Origin of the sequence: Paenibacillus chartarius (assembly GCF_042432825.1) — a bacterium.
Classification (GTDB): Bacteria; Bacillota; Bacilli; order Paenibacillales; family NBRC-103111; genus Gordoniibacillus; species Gordoniibacillus chartarius.
The window spans coordinates 12,837-28,430 of record NZ_JBHLWN010000080.1; the positions used below are offsets into that span (position 1 = coordinate 12,837).

Sequence of the window (15,594 nt, forward strand, 5' to 3'; positions counted from 1 at the left end):
TGAGGAAATAATGTAGGAGCGGGTTTTATGGTTGATATTAAAAGAAAACCCTTTAATGAAGGCGAACTGGAGTCACTATGTAAGATTATTGCGGATACTAATTATGGACTGACTGGTTCACAAATTGAATATTATCTAAGAGCGACTGGAATCGTCGACATAGACCCTACTAACACGAAATGGAAGCGACTTTATAATGCCTTAGTGCATAGGCAAAACGAAACTCAGGCTGGTAACTGTGTTTTAGCTTTTATTGCAAAATCGTTAGCTCCCTCAAGATTTGTTGGTAATTCGGATTTTTATCGAACTCTTCTTGAGAGGATAAATACAGTTTTACTTTTTCACGGACTTGAATTTCAAGAAGATGGTAAATTTCATAATGTAAAAATAGCCAGTACACTTTCAGAAGCTGAGATTCGAGCATCGAAATTAAAAGAGATTATTGCCAATAGAAAACTACACAGTCATCTATTAAAATTTTGTCGCGCCGAGCTACTACAAAACAATTACTTTCATGCAGTCTTAGAGGCCACTAAGAGTATCGCATCAATGATCAGAGAGAAAACTAGTTTTACGAGTGACGGAGCAGCATTGATAGATGAGGCCTTTTCTGGTGATAACCCTGTTTTAAAGATAAATTCATTTCAAACTGAGTCAGAAAAAAGTGAACAAAAAGGATTCGTGAATTTAGCTAAGGGATTGTTTGGGACTTTTAGGAACCCAACTGCTCACTCTGCAAAAATCGAATGGAGCATGTCAGAAGAGGACGCCATTGATCTGTTTACTCTGGCGTCATATGTGTTAAGACGCATCGAGAAAAGCAGCTGAAGTGTTTTCAACCCATGGATTTATAAAAACTTTCAACGTGACATCCGAAAATATAGGGGATCTATTTGGTGGCTACCGCTGCCATTAACGATGTCAATACTTAAGAGTAAATTGTACTGCAGGTGAGTTTTAGGGACTGACTATAATGTAATTATAAGGTACAAACTTTAATGTCATTGATTATTGAACGAACTTTCTTAGGAAACCAACTATAATGTAACTTATATATAAAGACAAAGATTCAAAAATGCTTGATTTTATTGGTTTTTTAAAGAACCAACTTTAATGTCACTGAACACTGAATGGAAATCTGTTCGTCCTTTCCGCTTTGCGGTGCAGAATCGGCAAATTTCCAAACGGCCTGAACTTGCGACGTATTGGTTGATTCTTTTCCGCCGGACGGCTGATTATGTTGATTGTGATCCATGCCCGGCATCGTCTGATTTTGCTTTGGTTTTTGAGCGCAGGCTGAAAGCAGTACAATGGTCAAACAAATGACAAATAACCAGCGAAAGTTCACGTAAACCGACCCCTTATTTCGGTTGTTTTGAAAAAAGGGAGCAGTTGCTCCCTCTGCCATGATTAAGCAGCCATTTTTCTGCACTCGTCGGCGCATTTTTTGCAAAGATCGGCACATTTTTGGCAATGTTCATCTTTGAATTTGCCGCATTCCGCGGCGCAAGCATCGCAAATGGTTGCACATACATTACAAATTTGCTTGGCATACGAACTATCCCGTGACATGAATTGAGATGCCAACGAGCATATGTCTGCGCAGTCCCGCAGTAACTGAATGCAGCGGACTCTTGCCTGTACATCGGGTTCATTCAAACAGGCGGTTAAGCAATGTTCACAAGCTTGAAGGCAGGCGTTGCAAGCATCGATACAAGTTTGACGTTGAGCTGTATGCATCATGACAGACATGAAAAAGCTCTCCTTTCCAAAAACTGTGATGGTGTTAAACACATCATTTAGATTTCCCAAGCGAACCTTCAATATTCGTCAGTATAGGACATCCAATCCGTATCTGGGGGGTATCATTATGGATGAACGTAAGAAAATCATACCTGCACTTCGCTACAATTGGTTGACATCGCTTTACGATCCGATAATGCGTTGGACAATTCGTGTAGAGACTTTTAAACATCAGTTGGTGACACAAGCAAATATCAGAGACAGGCATCGGGTACTTGAACGGGGACGCTTACACTTCTGATCAAAAAAATCCATCCGGAGCCAAAGTGGATGGACTTGATGGGGATGAGAAAGTGTTGGAGATTGCCCGTCATAAAATGTCTAAGCTTCATTCCGATATTCAATTTGTTCACGGATTCTCGTTCGAACTGCCTTATCCGGAGAATGCGTTCGACCGGGTTATCTCCAGCTTGATGTTTCATCATTTGACGCGGGAAGATAAAAGCAAAACGTTACATGAGGTTTATCGGGTTCTGCGGCCGGGCGGAGAACTGCATATTGCCGATTGGGGCAAAGCCCAAAATGCTATCATGCGAACCGCATTCTTTTCTGTTCAATTACTTGACGGGTTCCTTACAACGACCGATCATGTAACCGGTGTGTTTCCGGAACTGATCCGAAAGGCTGGTTTTGCCGACGTCAAGGAGGAGAATCGATTCATGACGGTATATGGTACCCTATCTTTATATAGCGCTAAAAAATTGGACTAATGTTACTTTGGAAAACGAAGGTAGACCGTTGTACCTTTGTCGCTTTCGATCCACACTGTACCGCCATGCGCCTCAACTAACTTCTTGACAATCGTCAGGCCGATTCCGGCGCCGCCCATTTTCCGGTTTCGTGATTTGTCCACCCGATAAAACCGTTCGAAAACATACGGCAAATCGTTCGGGGCAATGCCAGTTCCCGTGTCTTGTATAGCAATGAGAACCGTATCGTTTTCGTCTTGCACCTGTATTTTGACCTGCCCTTTTTCAGGTGTAAATTTGAGTGCGTTGGTTAAAACATTGACCAATACCTGTATGAAACGATCCCGATCGACATGCAGGCGGACAGAAAGATGGGGCATCACGTCGAGTCGAACGCCTTTTTCCATAAACGCAGCAGCTACAATGCCCAAACTTTGTTGAATGAGCGTCGATAGATCTTCCGGTTTACGCTGCAAGCGAAAATGAGGGGAGTCCATCACCGTTAATTGTTCCAAATCGGCGACTAATGCGATGAGACGTTCAGTTTCTTCGTAACAAGCTCGCAGCCGTGCAGGCGTCGGATCCCAGATTTGGTCCAGCATGGCCTGCATATGGCTTTTCAGAGTGGCGAGAGGCGTCCTTAATTCATGGGCGATGTCTTGTGTCATCGTGACACGTAATTTCTCTTGTTTCTGTAATTGTTCCGCAAGGTGATTTAAAGCTTTCCCAAGATCGGCGAGTTCGTCGTTGCCTCGGATGCTTGTCCGAACCGTAAGCTTTCCTCGTGTGATTTGTTCCGCCGCGTTTTTCATTTCTACGAGAGGTGCTGAAAGACGTTTGGCAACATAAAGGCTGATCATGATGGACAGAAGGACGGCTCCAACTAAAGTCCACATCATCGATTGAAGCAGAGCTTGTTCCAGATGGTAAGCCAGCCCCGGCAGGCTGTGATCCATCCCGTACTGGTCTTGGTACAATCTAAAATGATAATGGGTTCCTGCCATGAAGCTGATTCCCGCAATAAGCAAAATTCCCGATGCAACCCCGATCAAAAGCAGGGATAGGCGAAATTGCAACCCGCGTTTCATTATACACCTCCGACAAATCGATAACCTTTCCCATAAACGGTATGAATGTACTTCGGTTGTTTGGGATCGGGTTCAATTTTCTGGCGCAAATTTTTGATGTGCTGATCGATGGCGCGAGCATCCCCTTCGAAATCGAAGCCTAGAACTTTCTCCACCAATTCTTCGCGGGTAAACTGCCGCAGCGGGTGACGAGCCAGGACGAGCAGCAGTTTATACTCGCTTGGGGTCAAATTAACCGGTTCGCCGCGAGAAAACACTTCATTACGGGCCGAATCGATAACCAATTCGTCATTGTGAAACGAGATTCGGTCTGCTAACAAGTAATGATCATCTGTCCGGCGCAGAATGGCCCGGACCCGGGCCACCAACTCGCGGGGATCGAATGGCTTCGTCATATAATCATCAGCACCAATCGTGAGCCCCTGTATCCGGTTTTCTTCGGCAACTTTGGCGGTAAGCATCAGAATGGGAACGGATGAAAGTTTGCGTATCGTTTGACAAACCTGTTCGCCGGGAAAATCCGGCAGCATCAAATCAAGGATGACCAGATCGATCGGAGCGTTTCGTACCATTTGTAACGCCTCCGTTCCTGTACCGGCTTCCAAAGTACGAAACCCGTCTTTTTGCAAATAAGAAACCACCACATCACGTATTTTGTCTTCGTCATCTACCATTAAAATCGTCTTCATCATTGTTTCACCCTTGTTAAGCATTTTGTATTATTATGACAAAAAGTACAGACTAACACGAGGAGGGAGTTAAACTTGTGCAATTATATATAATTATACTACAATATGTAGTGTTATGATAAAATGATGCGGGAATGTTTTTATCCTTGCAAAATGTTTATTTATCAGAATGGATCTGGAAGGAGATTTGCTTTGTGATGAGGTTTCTATTTATTGGCTCGTCCGTTCTGTTTGTCTTATTTTTATACTTCTTTTTTTCATTCAATACAAAAGCGAAGCAACTGAGCAATGCCAAAAAACAGGAAGACCGCGAGAAGAGGCTTCAATTCGCAAAAAAGGCTAACAGTTTAAAATGGGCATGGATCGTAGCTCTGATCGGTGTCCTTATAAGCGGTGTCTTCACGCTGCAAAGTAAAGGAGCAAAGACAATTACCATGCCCCACCTTCATGGATTGGGTTATTCTTCAGATGGACAGCGAATCATGATTCCTTCTCATGATGGGCTGAAAGTGTATTCGCAAGGAACGTGGTCGGAAGCATCAGGAGAAAAGCATGATTACATGGGATTCACGACCGTGAGTAACGGGTTCTATAGCAGCGGACACCCGGCGCCCGGGTCAAACATGAAGAATCCGTTAGGAATCGTGAAAAGTTCCGACGAAGGAAAAAGTCTTGAACATCTTGATTTATACGGGGAAGTTGACTTTCATCTCTTGAATGCCGCCTATAATACACACACTCTGTACGTCTTTAACCCGGAACCGAATACACGTCTCAAAACGGCGGGTTTGTATTATACGATGGATGAAACGAAAACCTGGACCAAATCTGAGATGAATGGTTTGACCGATGAGCCTGTTGCATTGGCGGTCCATCCGACCAACGATGCGATCGTGGCGGTTGGAACTAAAAAAGCATTGTATCTTTCGAAGGATAGCGGAAACCTTTTCGAAAAAGTGGCAGATTTGCAAGTGACAGCTCTTTCTTTTAATCAGCAGGGGGCATTGTTTATTGGTGCCTATAAGCAAAACGGCGAACTTTATGAGATGGATCCGGCAACAAAGCAAATGAAGGAGATAACCATTCCTGTTCTCGTTGAAGACGCCGCAGCTTACGTTGCACAAAATCCGGTCAACGATAAAGAGCTCGTTTTCGCTACGTATAAAAAAGATGTTTATTTATCCAAGGACAAGGGAATCAATTGGACAAAAATTGCCGATCAAGGAAAAGGGATGTGAGGGGCGCGATGAGCGAAGGATTCGACCATTAACTTTCGTTTGTAAGGAAAAGAAACGCTTTACTTCTTACGCGCCGCATTGGTCGCCGCGGCAGCGGTTTGGATCTATTACAAAAAGCGGAAACGCTTTTCGAATAAAGGAAGTGCATCTGAATGAACGATTGTTGTAAAAGTTCAGCGGCTTCTCAACGGAGCGTTATGCGATGTCCTATTTGTAACTTCAAGAGAAAAAGTGTGCAGCTTATCACGCTGAAAGCTTTGCTTATTCCATCTGCTTTGGAAAGACTCGATCCGGAAGCGTCATTTGCCTTTTGCCCCAATTCCTCGTGTTCTGTTGTGTATTTTACAGAGGGTTCATTTTTTGACAAAGGGGATCTAAAAGTTCCAGTGTTTCAGAAGGATGAAGCGCCCAATGTTTTAGTTTGTTACTGTTTCGGGTGGACGAGAGAAAAGCTTTTCAAGGCATCTCAGCAAAATGTCAATCCCATTGATCAAATTCGCGGGCACGTCCAAGCTAACCGCTGTGGCTGTGAGGTTAATAATCCGCAAGGCAGTTGTTGCTTAGGTAACGTCACCGAAATTGTAAATCAATGGTTGGGGAAGATCGAAAAGGCTTAACAAAGAAGGTCGAGGCAAGTTAAAGGAATGCTCGGTGCACAAAATGATAATCCTAATGATGGGAGGTATGTATCATGATGGACGGATCAACGATGATGGATGGTTCCATGATGGGCATGATGTGTATGATGATGGTGCTCGGATTACTTTTGTTGATCTTAGCTGTTGGCGTATCTGTTTACGTGGTTGTCCGCTTGTTAATGAGGAAAAGCAAGGTGGAAGATTATCCCCTCATGATATTAAAAGAACGTTATGCCAAAGGTGAACTCAGTGATGAAGAGTTCGACCATAAACGTAAATTATTAGAAAACTCCGACAAGGAAAGATAATAGAAGAATATGCAGAACTACGGGAAAGGGGTTTCTCATCAGAAAGTAGGAATAGGCCTCAATTTCTTATGCAACCGATACTGAACATGCAAAAAGGGAACGGATGAGCGTCCGTTCCCAGGGGGATCAAGTAAGAACAATTTGAATATTATTCAGGCTTGTTACCGGCTTTCGGATCTGGAACAAAGTCGGTTTTATAGTCCGTATACTTCAATTCTGTCACCATGCCGGCCGATGCATGATGCAGGTCGTGGCAGTGGAACATCCAGTTGCCTTCATTGTCTGCTTCAAACGCTACGACGTATTCTTCACCCGGTTTCAGATTCAACGTATCTTTAATGACTGGCGAACCCTCCAAAGGTTTGCCGTTTTTGCTTAGCACCTGGAAGAAGTGGCCGTGCAGGTGCATCGGATGGTCGTCGGTCTTGGAGTTGTTCACGAGACGAACTTTGACTGTATCACCTTTTTTGACTTTAATCGGTTCGGTTTCCGGGAATGTTTTTCCGTTGATGGTATAAACCATATCGCCATTTTTCATTTCCGTATTCAGATTCATCGTGTATTCCATCGTGTACTTCTGATCAAGGGTAAAGTTCATTTTTCCGGCTTGACCATAACGGGTTAGATCGACAACCGGTAGTTTTTCTTTGTCGTTCGGTTTATCCGAACCTGCGGCAACCCCTTCATAAGCGATTACGGCTTTCATCCCTGCAACGGCCTTGTTTTCGCCATGATCTTCAATCAGCCACTGACCGGGATTGTTGGCTTCAAATTCAATATCGTAACGTTCCCCTGGTGCAATCGTGACGACACTATCTTTGAGTATACCCGGATTGTGAATCGGCTGGCCATCCGATGCAGTAATTTTAAACTCATGTCCGTGAAGGTGGATTTGATGAGACAGGTAACCGGCATTAATGAGCCGTATTCGTACTTTTTCCCCTTGTTTTACGGGCAGTTTGTCCACGAGCGATCCGGATTTGCCGTTAACCGTGAACAAATCGTACATGCTCATATCATGTCCCATATTCATTTGACTATGATCCATCGAATTGCTGCCTTTGTTATTCGAATTCCCCATATTCATTTTGCTGTGGTCCATGTTGGACATATCCATTTTAGACATGTTGCCGCCGGACATATTCATATCAGACATGCTCATGCCGGTACTCATCCATTCATCCAGGACGAGCGTATAGTCGCGGTCTACTTTGGTTCCATCTTTCGGTTCCACGATAAACGAACCGTACAATCCTCGGTCTAGCTGGTTTACGCTGTCTTGGTGGGAATGATACCAGTATGTTCCAGGTACGTCCGCTTTAAATGTATAAGTGAACGATTGTCCGGGTTGAACCGCGTTTTGTGTAACGCCCGGAATACCGTCCATCGCATTCGGAACCGGAACCCCGTGCCAATGAATAGTCACCGGTTCAGGCAATTCATTTTTAAGGTTGATTTTCACGGTTTCCCCTTGTTTTACACGAAGCTCCGGACCAGGAACGGAATTGTTGAACGTCCAGACCGGCAGCGTTATTCCCGGTGCAAGTTCTTGATTGCTCGTTTTTGCTGTAAGTGTAAACTCTTTACCGGTTAACGTTGCGACTTTCACTGTGGTGCTAGTATTCGTATTCGTTGGTTGTTGGGCCGCCGATTTATCATCCATGTTCATTTTTGAATGATCCATGCCGCCCATCGAACCACCGCTGGAGTTGAAGCATCCCGTCAATAAAACGGCAATGGCGCCAACAACAGCTGCGCTTTTCAATTTCCAACCGGTTTTCATGGTTATCCCCCATTCTTTTTTTATTTTGTACTGTGGTCTCTTCATTTCGATCATAAAGCAAAAATGTGTAGAACTTGTGAGCACGGACAAGAAAGTTTCGTTATGTTGACAGCGACAATTTTTGTATACTACAATTTGTAGTGTAAGGGTGTGAAGAAAATGAAAATTAAAAAATTCAATATGCATGAATCCGGGTTGAATCATTTTTTCGGACCGCTTGAAGCGCGTATTATGGAGATCGTTTGGGCTTCTGAAAGTATTACGATCAAGGAAATGCAATCCATTTTAAACCAGGAAAATCCCATCTCTTTCAATGCTGTAATGACCGTCATGAGCCGCTTGCAGGAAAAGGGGCTTCTGAAGAGAACAACGACCGGCAAAGGAAGAAATCGGGTTACATCTTTTGAAGCTGTACTGTCCAAAGAACAATTTCTCGCGGAACAAACAAAAGCCGTCACTCACGGACTTATTGAGGAATTCGGAGGACTTGTTGTCAATCATATGATCGATGCCTTGGACGATGTCGATCCGGAACTGATTTCCAAGCTTGAACGGAAAATAAACGAAATGAAAAGCAGGAAACAGTCATGAAACCCGAAACGAAAGTCAAGTGGGTTTACGCCGTGATGCTTCTGTTCGGGTTCCTTATGCTATTGCAAATGGGGATGTATGTAGCCCATCAAATCTGGAACATACCGCTTCGATGGAATATTATTCAATACTGCGTAACCGCAATCGGCGAAAAATCGTCAGGACATGTTTGGGTGAAGCTGGTATTCAACTTGGTTATCGTCTACACTGTGGGCAAAATAGCTTGGCGCATCGGAAAGCAGTGGGTTTTAACCCGTAAATGGCTGTGCAGATTTCGCGAGGCACAACATCAAAAATTAACAAAGCGGTTGAATAAGAAATATCGTCATTGGAATACCGAGTTTATCGTTATTGAGGATCATGCTTTTCTCGCTCTCGCTCTGGGAGTGTGGAAACCGAAAATCATTGTATCCTCGGCGCTGTTCGACTTGTTTGATGAACGCGAAGTTCGGGCCATTCTGCTGCACGAGTGGTACCATTGCCGTAACCGCGACAATCTGAAGTTCTTCCTTTCGACGTTAATGGTCGATGCATTTGGGTACTTACCCATCGTGAAATCGACCGCCCAATATTATCAGACATGGAAAGAACTGCTGGCTGACCGTTTCGCGGTGAAACAAATGGGAACCGAGATTGACCTCGGTAACGTACTGTTGACATTGGCGAATCACACAAAAATGGTTCAATACCGCGCGGCGGGTGTCTATTTTGCGAATACCGCGATCAATTATCGGATTCAGCAGCTATTGGAACCGCAAAAAACAGTTGAAGTCCCGCTGACACTATACCGACCATTGTTTTTATCTTCTTTGACGTTATTTTTGATGAGCAGTCTACTGTTTGGCGGGTGTTCATAAGCCCGCCTTTTTCTTAAACAAAAACACTACAATTCGTAGTATAAATGAGAGGGTTGCTATGAATGCTGCTGATTTAACGGTATGGATCGCGTTCGGTGCAGGCTTTTTATCATTCATTTCACCTTGTTGTCTTCCCCTTTACCCTTCGTATTTATCATATATCACGGGGGTTTCGGTTAAAGATTTGCAGGAGGGCAAAGGGCTGCTTCAAAAGCAGGCATTTTTGCACACCTTGTTCTTTATCATCGGATTTTCGATCATCTTTTTCGCCTTGGGACTATCGGCCAGCTTCGTAGGGAATTTGTTTTCCGGCAATCGGGATGTGATCCGGCAATTGGGGGCCATTATGGTCGTTGTCATGGGACTGATCATGCTCGGTGTGTTTAAACCTAAATTATTGCTCAAAAATGCGCGGTTTGAATGGAAACGGAAACCGTTTGGATATTTGGGTTCCATCTTGGTGGGCGTCACTTATGCGGCTGGATGGACGCCATGTGTCGGACCCATTTTGGCTGCCGTTCTGGCGTTAGGAGTAAGCAATCCCGGCCAGGCGGTGGTATATACTTTTGCCTATACCGTCGGATTCTCTCTTCCATTTTTTGCTATGGCCTTTTTTATCGGAAAGCTGCGTTGGATATTGAAATATTCGAACGGATTCATGAAAGCCGGCGGAGCTTTGATGATATTGACGGGGATTTTGCTGTATACGGATAAAATGACGCAAATTACGATCTATCTGATCAAGCTTTACGGTGGATTTACCGGATTCTAAGGGGGAATGAGAATGTATTCGTTTTTCAGCAAAATCAGTTCCTTCTTAAGCGAACCGTTCTTAGGTGCAGCACATTCGAATATTGCTTTTTTGGCCGCGCTGTTTCTTGGATTTGTCGGTTCAGTGGCGCCCTGCCAGATCTCGGCGAATGTCGCCGCGATCGTGTATTTTGGCAACCGTCAGGCACAAGCCAAGCTTTCCTGGTCGGAAACGGTTATGTATCTTTTAGGGAAAATCGTGCTATTCAGCTTATTTGGCGTATTGTTCTGGTTTTTCGGACAGCAAATTTCCCGCGACTTTATTCCGCTATTCGCATCTGCGAGGAAACTGTTAGGACCATTGCTGGTCGTCATCGGCTTATTTTTGCTTGGGCGGGTGCGACTTCCTTTTCAGTTGGGTGCTCGTTTTTCCTCGTTTATGCGAAACATTGCCGATCGGGTAGGGGGTAAAGGCGGTGCATTTTTGATGGGGATTGCATTTTCGGTCGGCTTTTGTCCGACCATGTTCGTCTTGTTCTTCGGTTCACTCATGCCTCTCGCTATGCAAACTTCATATGGCGGTATTTTACCCCCCGTTTTTGCGATAGGGACAGCCATGCCGTTCCTGCTACTTGCCGCGCTCACCGTAGGTTTCGGCTTTGATCGTATCATGGTGAAACGGGCCAAACGTTGGGGGATTCGGATTCAAAAAATAGCCGGTGTATTGTTTGTCATTTTAGGCGTAAGCGACACATGGACGTATTGGACATTCTGAAGAATGGAGGGAGGGTCATGAAAAAGCAATGGTTGGTGCTTGCAGCCATTATCGTTCTTGCAATTGTTGCCCTCTTTCAAACTTCGCCTGCCAATCGCGAGGAGCTGCCTAAAAAAGGGTATAGAGCGCCGCAGTTTGCATTGCCGGCTCTGGATGGTCAAACGTATACGCTGAAAAAATTGGACGGCAAGCCTGTCGTTCTGAATTTCTGGGCATCCTGGTGCGGGCCGTGCCGGATCGAAGCTCCGGAATTGGTACGGCTTTATGAAAAATATAGAGGAAAGATCGAAATTTATGCGATTAATGTGACTGCCAGCGATTCGGTTGAAGGAGCCAGGGCTTTCGCAGATGAATACGGTTTTTCGTTTCCCGTCCTGCTGGACGATAAAGGAGAAGTTTCGCAAAAATACGGCATTCAGCCGATCCCGACGACGTTTTTTGTGGGTGGGGATGGTGTGATTGTCGATCAAGTGATCGGACTTGTTGACCCACAGTCGATGGAAGCTAAATTCAAAAAACTGTTGCCATAAGGTTTGCTTACCGAACTCATCGACAAAAAAAGTGTGGAGGGAGATACGTTGCCGGACATCTTGCAGTTGGGTCCTTTTATGATCAGGATGGATTGGGTCGTGCTGGCGGTTTCCGGATTCGCAGGATATGCCGCCATGCAATGGAAATGGAAGCGGTCCGATATACATGATCGACCCTTTCTCGAACCTTTGGTGAACGCTCTGCTTATCATATTTTTCGTTTGGAAAATGAGTCCGATCTTACTTTCACCGTCTCTCTTACGGGAGCACCCGTTATTATGGCTGACGGTACCCGGAACCGATATCGGATGGTGGTTTGGGCTTGCCGTTGCTGCATTGTATTTGTACCGAAGTTGGAGGAAAATCGGCGTGCCATGGCGGTTGGTTGGGGATATGTTATCAGTTGGGGGTGTTGTCGCGGTTTTGGTACACAACCTGCTCAGCTGGCAGTATGGAATGCCCACTTCGCTTCCATGGGGGATTTCGATTGAAAATCCTGAGTTTAAGTACCATCCCGTCAATATATATCGCTTGATCATCACCTTGCCAATGTTGCTATGGTTATGGCGGAATGCTCTTCTCATGGGCACGGGAAAGTGGCTGTTAAACACACTGACGTATTACGGTATGGGATTGATGGTGGTGACGTTCTTTGATACAAAAACAGAGTTTATTTTCAGTTTCTCAGGGGAACAAACCGTATATCTTTTGATGATGTTGTTGGGAGTTGGATTATCCGTCTTCTTAAGAAAGGAAAGCCGACAAGCGACGCAAGTGAAAAAAGAGGAAAGGGAGGAGAAGCAGAATGATGCCGCAGGGATATTACCTTCTGATACGCGAAATGTTGCTTCTGACCCGATCGGACCTGAGAAATCGCGCGAAGAAGAAAGGAGACTGCTTCAAAACAATTCGTCCGGGAGGAGGTGGTCAAATGGACTGGGCTTGGTTGCTGGCACTCGCTTGTCCCCTCATGATGCTGATCATGATGAAGGGAATGCACGGGAACAAAGGAAACCGGAGTGAGCATGGAAACGCTGAGATGGACGCACTAAGAAAACAGAATGCGGAACTGAGTCGTCAATTGAACGAACTCAAAAACAAACAAAGTTATTAATGGTTTCAGGGGGGACGTGATCCCTCCTTTTGTATCGGGATTCATGTCACAATGAACGAATTCTCGATCCCGTTATGGATGGGGCGATAGCCAGAAGGAATCGTTTGATGAAAATACATGGCATCAACGATTTACTCCATGGGGGTTAAGAGAATCTGGTCGAAAGTAAATAATGAAAAAGCGCTCGACTTTCCCGTTATGGAGAGTTGAGCCTTTTTTATTGGATTTAAAAAAGTTCTATATGAAATAGAACCTTCGCGGAAAAAGGTTCTATAAAAAGTTCCAACTTATCCCATTATGAGGCGGGAAGTACAATGTAATTGCAAAGGCACTCACCGGTGAGCCTGTTGTCAAAAAGAAGATAAAGGATGGATGACAGGTGAAAGATGACCAAAACGGGAAAAAGGATGATAGGAAGAAAAAGCGGACGCCATACGGAAAAGTGGAAAGATGGTTGACGAAATATCCGTCCTGGAAAACGCGAATCGAAACGCTGAAGGCTCAACTCGAGCATATTCCAGGACTGACTCAGCGATTGGACCTTGTGCCGATTTACGGAAAAGGGCAGCCCAATGAAAGCATACCGAATGAGATCATACGTCGGTTCCAGATCAGGGAAAAGGAGCTTCCGCGATTGGAACTGCGGGTGAAGCTCATCGATATTGCCTACTCCGGGTTGCGTGCCGAGGAAAAGGAGTTCGTCAGGCTCAAATATTTTGAGGAAGTTTTGAACCCTTCGATCATGGCGGAACTCAGCTGGTCGCCCCGGACGTTTTATCGCAGGCGAATTGAAGTTCTGGATAAAATATACGATTCGTTGGGATGTGAAGATGCTCACTACTGGTTTGAGGGAGTGGAGAATGAGTCCGCGGCGGATTGGTGTTAGCTTTATAAAGCTTGAAACTGAAAAATGAAGACTGAACTCGGGCCGAATGGGCCCCTTTTTGTTGAACTATAGGGAGTAATGATTGTTTGTGACCGAAGAGTCTGTCAAGAATTTTGTGTAAACTCGGTTATGCCAAAGTTTGGTGCCGGACTTGACATGGAGCCTCCAGCGGGCATGACTTTTCGCGATTGGGCGATACTGGAAAGTCGGTATCGCGTGGCTAACCAGCCTATCATGCCCGCCTCTCCATGTAAAGTCCTTTAGCGGACATGTACGCGGTCAGGGAAGTGCACCGTGAGTTGCAGCAAGATTTGTCCCCAGTTTTGAACACGACCTGTCCACTTGCGAAGAACGTCCATTGTCGCAAGATACAGCATCTTGAGCAGCGATTCATCGTTCGGAAAAATACTTTTTCCTTTTGTGACTTTACGAAGCTGGCGGTGGTAGCTTTCAATCATATTCGTCGTGTAGATTAATTTACGCAGTTCTGGCGAGTATTTAAAAAACGTTGCGAGTTCATCCCAATTGTTTCGCCATGAACGTATGATCAGTGGATATTGCTTGCCCCAAACCGCCTCAAATTGTTCCAATTCCTGCAAAGCAGCTTCCTCCGTTGGAGCGGTATAAATCGGGCGTAGCGCGGCAGTAACCTTCTTCAAATCTTTGTAGGATACGTATTTGATTGAATTGCGGATTTGATGGATGATACACTTCTGAATCTCTGTCTGCGGGTAGCATGCGGCAATGGCATCGCTAAATCCTTTCAGATTATCGACGCAGATGATGAGAATGTCTTGGACGCCGCGATTCCTCAGATCGGTTAGAACACTCAGCCAGAACTTCGCGGACTCGTTCTCGCCAATCCAAATGCCTAGTACATCCTTGTAACCCTCTAAATCAATGCCTACGACCATGTAAGCGGCTTTGTTGATAATTTGCCCGTCCTGCTTCACTTTGAAGTGAATGGCGTCCATGAAGACGACGGAATAGACATTTTGTAAAGGGCGATTCTGCCATTCTTTGATAAGCGGCATAATTTTAGCCGTTACATTGGAAATGAGTGTTGGGGAGACGTCGATGCCGTACAACTGGTTTAGATGATCCTGGATATCTCTTGTGCTCATTCCTTTGGAGTACATGGATATGATCTGATCCTCGATGCCGGTGACCTGTGTCTGATGCTTCTTGACAACCATCGGTTCAAATTCGCCGAGTCGATCACGTGGGACTTCAATTTCGACCTCACCATACTCCGACGTTACTGTTTTCTTGCTATGTCCGTTGCGGCTATTGCGAGTCTCCTTATTCTTTATATCATGCTTGGCGTAGCCGAGTTCCGTTTCCAGTTCGGCTTCCAACATTTCCTGAAGTGTCTCCGCAAAGAGTTCCTTCAACGTTTTCTGTACGTCTTCGACGGTTTTCAAGTTATTGTCTTTGATGAATTGGCGCAGTTGATCTTTTGGTAGTAATTTCATGATGTGTTCTCCCTCAACCTTTCGTTAATCTCCATTGTAATAGATTTAGGTTTGAGAGTTTACACAAAATATTTTACAGTCCCTGACCGAAGGAAAAACTCAGAACAGTCGGAAAGATTATAAAAATTCAAAAGGATTCTAAGACTTGACTAAATCTGAAGACTATTTAAATAACCTTTTAAGAAAATTTGCGATACCTTTATTATCTTTCGCTCTACGTTTATTTTCTTCTCTTCTAACTTTATTAATCTGTTCATCAGACCATGTTTCAGCCCAAACTATCATATCTTCCTTGTTTTGTTGATGATCCTATAGGATCTAGAAGTCCGGTGAAAAAGTCCGCGTAAAGCAGGCCTTTATCACGGGTTTGTCGAATTTAT

Annotated in this window: 19 protein-coding genes; 13 read left to right on the forward strand and 6 right to left on the reverse strand. The window is 44.7% G+C overall.

The genetic code is table 11. The features are described from left to right. Positions 1-27 precede the first annotated feature (27 nt). Positions 28-828, forward strand: coding sequence for a TIGR02391 family protein (locus ACFFK0_RS21875; RefSeq protein WP_377472503.1), 801 nt, complete (start codon positions 28-30; stop codon positions 826-828). Between the two features lie 268 nt (positions 829-1,096). Here ACFFK0_RS21875 and ACFFK0_RS21880 read toward each other — a convergent pair whose 3' ends face one another. Both ACFFK0_RS21880 and ACFFK0_RS21885 read right to left on the reverse strand, forming a co-directional pair. After that, entirely contained in the window at positions 1,097-1,348 is a 252-nt protein-coding gene (locus ACFFK0_RS21880; protein ID WP_377472504.1) for a hypothetical protein, read from the reverse strand. Positions 1,349-1,410: 62 nt separating this feature from the next. After that, entirely contained in the window at positions 1,411-1,752 is a 342-nt protein-coding gene (locus ACFFK0_RS21885; RefSeq protein ID WP_082655639.1) for a four-helix bundle copper-binding protein, read from the reverse strand. Between the two features lie 266 nt (positions 1,753-2,018). On the opposite strand from ACFFK0_RS21885, the gene ACFFK0_RS21890 reads away from it, so the two are divergent. After that, positions 2,019-2,513 carry a class I SAM-dependent methyltransferase gene (locus tag ACFFK0_RS21890; protein ID WP_235593189.1) on the forward strand — a complete coding sequence of 165 codons (495 nt, stop codon included), beginning with the start codon at positions 2,019-2,021 and terminating at the stop codon, positions 2,511-2,513. Positions 2,514-2,515: 2 nt separating this feature from the next. On the opposite strand, the gene ACFFK0_RS21895 is transcribed toward ACFFK0_RS21890, so the two are convergent. After that, a complete protein-coding gene (locus ACFFK0_RS21895) occupies positions 2,516-3,580 on the reverse strand; it encodes a sensor histidine kinase (protein WP_019007636.1) in 1,065 nt (354 codons plus the stop codon). After that, complete coding sequence (locus tag ACFFK0_RS21900; RefSeq protein ID WP_019007637.1) at positions 3,580-4,269, reverse strand: response regulator transcription factor; 690 nt, start codon at positions 4,267-4,269, stop codon at positions 3,580-3,582. Before ACFFK0_RS21900 ends, ACFFK0_RS21895 begins: the two co-directional genes overlap by 1 nt. Before the next feature lie 197 nt (positions 4,270-4,466). On the opposite strand from ACFFK0_RS21900, the gene ACFFK0_RS21905 reads away from it, so the two are divergent. The 3 genes from ACFFK0_RS21905 (at position 4,467) to ACFFK0_RS21915 (ending at position 6,453) form a co-directional block, all read left to right on the forward strand. Next, positions 4,467-5,507, forward strand: coding sequence for a F510_1955 family glycosylhydrolase (locus tag ACFFK0_RS21905; RefSeq protein ID WP_062494063.1), 1,041 nt, complete (start codon positions 4,467-4,469; stop codon positions 5,505-5,507). A 152-nt stretch (positions 5,508-5,659) separates the two neighbouring features. Next, positions 5,660-6,124 (forward strand): putative iron-sulfur cluster-binding metallochaperone, encoded by a 465-nt coding sequence (locus tag ACFFK0_RS21910; RefSeq protein ID WP_082655296.1) that lies wholly within the window; start codon positions 5,660-5,662, stop codon positions 6,122-6,124. Between the two features lie 74 nt (positions 6,125-6,198). Further along, positions 6,199-6,453, forward strand: coding sequence for an SHOCT domain-containing protein (locus ACFFK0_RS21915; protein ID WP_062494061.1), 255 nt, complete (start codon positions 6,199-6,201; stop codon positions 6,451-6,453). Positions 6,454-6,601: 148 nt separating this feature from the next. Here the strand turns inward: ACFFK0_RS21915 and ACFFK0_RS21920 are convergent, their stop codons facing one another. Further along, the gene (locus tag ACFFK0_RS21920) at positions 6,602-8,236 is read right to left on the reverse strand and encodes a multicopper oxidase family protein (protein ID WP_062494059.1); all 1,635 of its coding nucleotides are present in this window, start codon (positions 8,234-8,236) and stop codon (positions 6,602-6,604) included. Between the two features lie 159 nt (positions 8,237-8,395). Here ACFFK0_RS21920 and ACFFK0_RS21925 point away from each other — a divergent pair, with 159 nt between their 5' ends. The 8 genes from ACFFK0_RS21925 (at position 8,396) to ACFFK0_RS21960 (ending at position 13,739) form a co-directional block, all read left to right on the forward strand. Beyond that, positions 8,396-8,827, forward strand: coding sequence for a BlaI/MecI/CopY family transcriptional regulator (locus tag ACFFK0_RS21925; RefSeq protein WP_019007641.1), 432 nt, complete (start codon positions 8,396-8,398; stop codon positions 8,825-8,827). Continuing rightward, on the forward strand, positions 8,824-9,684 hold the full coding sequence (locus ACFFK0_RS21930) for a M56 family metallopeptidase (protein WP_019007642.1): 861 nt from the start codon (positions 8,824-8,826) through the stop codon (positions 9,682-9,684). Before ACFFK0_RS21925 ends, ACFFK0_RS21930 begins: the two co-directional genes overlap by 4 nt. Before the next feature lie 58 nt (positions 9,685-9,742). Further along, positions 9,743-10,456 (forward strand): cytochrome c biogenesis CcdA family protein, encoded by a 714-nt coding sequence (locus tag ACFFK0_RS21935; protein ID WP_026298444.1) that lies wholly within the window; start codon positions 9,743-9,745, stop codon positions 10,454-10,456. A gap of 12 nt (positions 10,457-10,468) precedes the next feature. Continuing rightward, on the forward strand, positions 10,469-11,209 hold the full coding sequence (locus tag ACFFK0_RS21940) for an urease accessory protein UreH domain-containing protein (protein WP_019007644.1): 741 nt from the start codon (positions 10,469-10,471) through the stop codon (positions 11,207-11,209). Positions 11,210-11,226: 17 nt separating this feature from the next. Further along, complete coding sequence (locus ACFFK0_RS21945) at positions 11,227-11,739, forward strand: TlpA family protein disulfide reductase (RefSeq protein WP_019007645.1); 513 nt, start codon at positions 11,227-11,229, stop codon at positions 11,737-11,739. Between the two features lie 48 nt (positions 11,740-11,787). Then, positions 11,788-12,762 carry a hypothetical protein gene (locus tag ACFFK0_RS21950; RefSeq protein WP_062494055.1) on the forward strand — a complete coding sequence of 325 codons (975 nt, stop codon included), beginning with the start codon at positions 11,788-11,790 and terminating at the stop codon, positions 12,760-12,762. Then, the gene (locus tag ACFFK0_RS21955) at positions 12,713-12,853 is read left to right on the forward strand and encodes a hypothetical protein (RefSeq protein ID WP_244932940.1); all 141 of its coding nucleotides are present in this window, start codon (positions 12,713-12,715) and stop codon (positions 12,851-12,853) included. The genes ACFFK0_RS21950 and ACFFK0_RS21955 overlap by 50 nt, the downstream gene beginning before the upstream one ends. Before the next feature lie 454 nt (positions 12,854-13,307). Next, the gene (locus ACFFK0_RS21960; RefSeq protein WP_377472505.1) at positions 13,308-13,739 is read left to right on the forward strand and encodes a hypothetical protein; all 432 of its coding nucleotides are present in this window, start codon (positions 13,308-13,310) and stop codon (positions 13,737-13,739) included. Positions 13,740-13,999: 260 nt separating this feature from the next. Here the strand turns inward: ACFFK0_RS21960 and ACFFK0_RS21965 are convergent, their stop codons facing one another. Then, positions 14,000-15,214, reverse strand: coding sequence for an IS256 family transposase (locus ACFFK0_RS21965; protein ID WP_127607660.1), 1,215 nt, complete (start codon positions 15,212-15,214; stop codon positions 14,000-14,002). Between the last annotated feature and the right edge of the window lie 380 nt (positions 15,215-15,594).

Coding starts and splice junctions, on each gene's coding strand:
- ACFFK0_RS21940 (WP_019007644.1), top strand. CDS start 10,469: ATGTATTCGTTTTTCAGCAAAATCAGTTCCTTCTTAAGCGAACCGTTC.
- ACFFK0_RS21910 (WP_082655296.1), top strand. CDS start 5,660: ATGAACGATTGTTGTAAAAGTTCAGCGGCTTCTCAACGGAGCGTTATG.
- ACFFK0_RS21925 (WP_019007641.1), top strand. CDS start 8,396: ATGAAAATTAAAAAATTCAATATGCATGAATCCGGGTTGAATCATTTT.
- ACFFK0_RS21905 (WP_062494063.1), top strand. CDS start 4,467: ATGAGGTTTCTATTTATTGGCTCGTCCGTTCTGTTTGTCTTATTTTTA.
- ACFFK0_RS21895 (WP_019007636.1), bottom strand. CDS start 3,580: ATGAAACGCGGGTTGCAATTTCGCCTATCCCTGCTTTTGATCGGGGTT.
- ACFFK0_RS21885 (WP_082655639.1), bottom strand. CDS start 1,752: ATGTCTGTCATGATGCATACAGCTCAACGTCAAACTTGTATCGATGCT.
- ACFFK0_RS21930 (WP_019007642.1), top strand. CDS start 8,824: ATGAAACCCGAAACGAAAGTCAAGTGGGTTTACGCCGTGATGCTTCTG.
- ACFFK0_RS21915 (WP_062494061.1), top strand. CDS start 6,199: ATGATGGACGGATCAACGATGATGGATGGTTCCATGATGGGCATGATG.
- ACFFK0_RS21935 (WP_026298444.1), top strand. CDS start 9,743: ATGAATGCTGCTGATTTAACGGTATGGATCGCGTTCGGTGCAGGCTTT.
- ACFFK0_RS21875 (WP_377472503.1), top strand. CDS start 28: ATGGTTGATATTAAAAGAAAACCCTTTAATGAAGGCGAACTGGAGTCA.
- ACFFK0_RS21965 (WP_127607660.1), bottom strand. CDS start 15,214: ATGAAATTACTACCAAAAGATCAACTGCGCCAATTCATCAAAGACAAT.
- ACFFK0_RS21955 (WP_244932940.1), top strand. CDS start 12,713: ATGCTGATCATGATGAAGGGAATGCACGGGAACAAAGGAAACCGGAGT.
- ACFFK0_RS21900 (WP_019007637.1), bottom strand. CDS start 4,269: ATGAAGACGATTTTAATGGTAGATGACGAAGACAAAATACGTGATGTG.
- ACFFK0_RS21920 (WP_062494059.1), bottom strand. CDS start 8,236: ATGAAAACCGGTTGGAAATTGAAAAGCGCAGCTGTTGTTGGCGCCATT.
- ACFFK0_RS21945 (WP_019007645.1), top strand. CDS start 11,227: ATGAAAAAGCAATGGTTGGTGCTTGCAGCCATTATCGTTCTTGCAATT.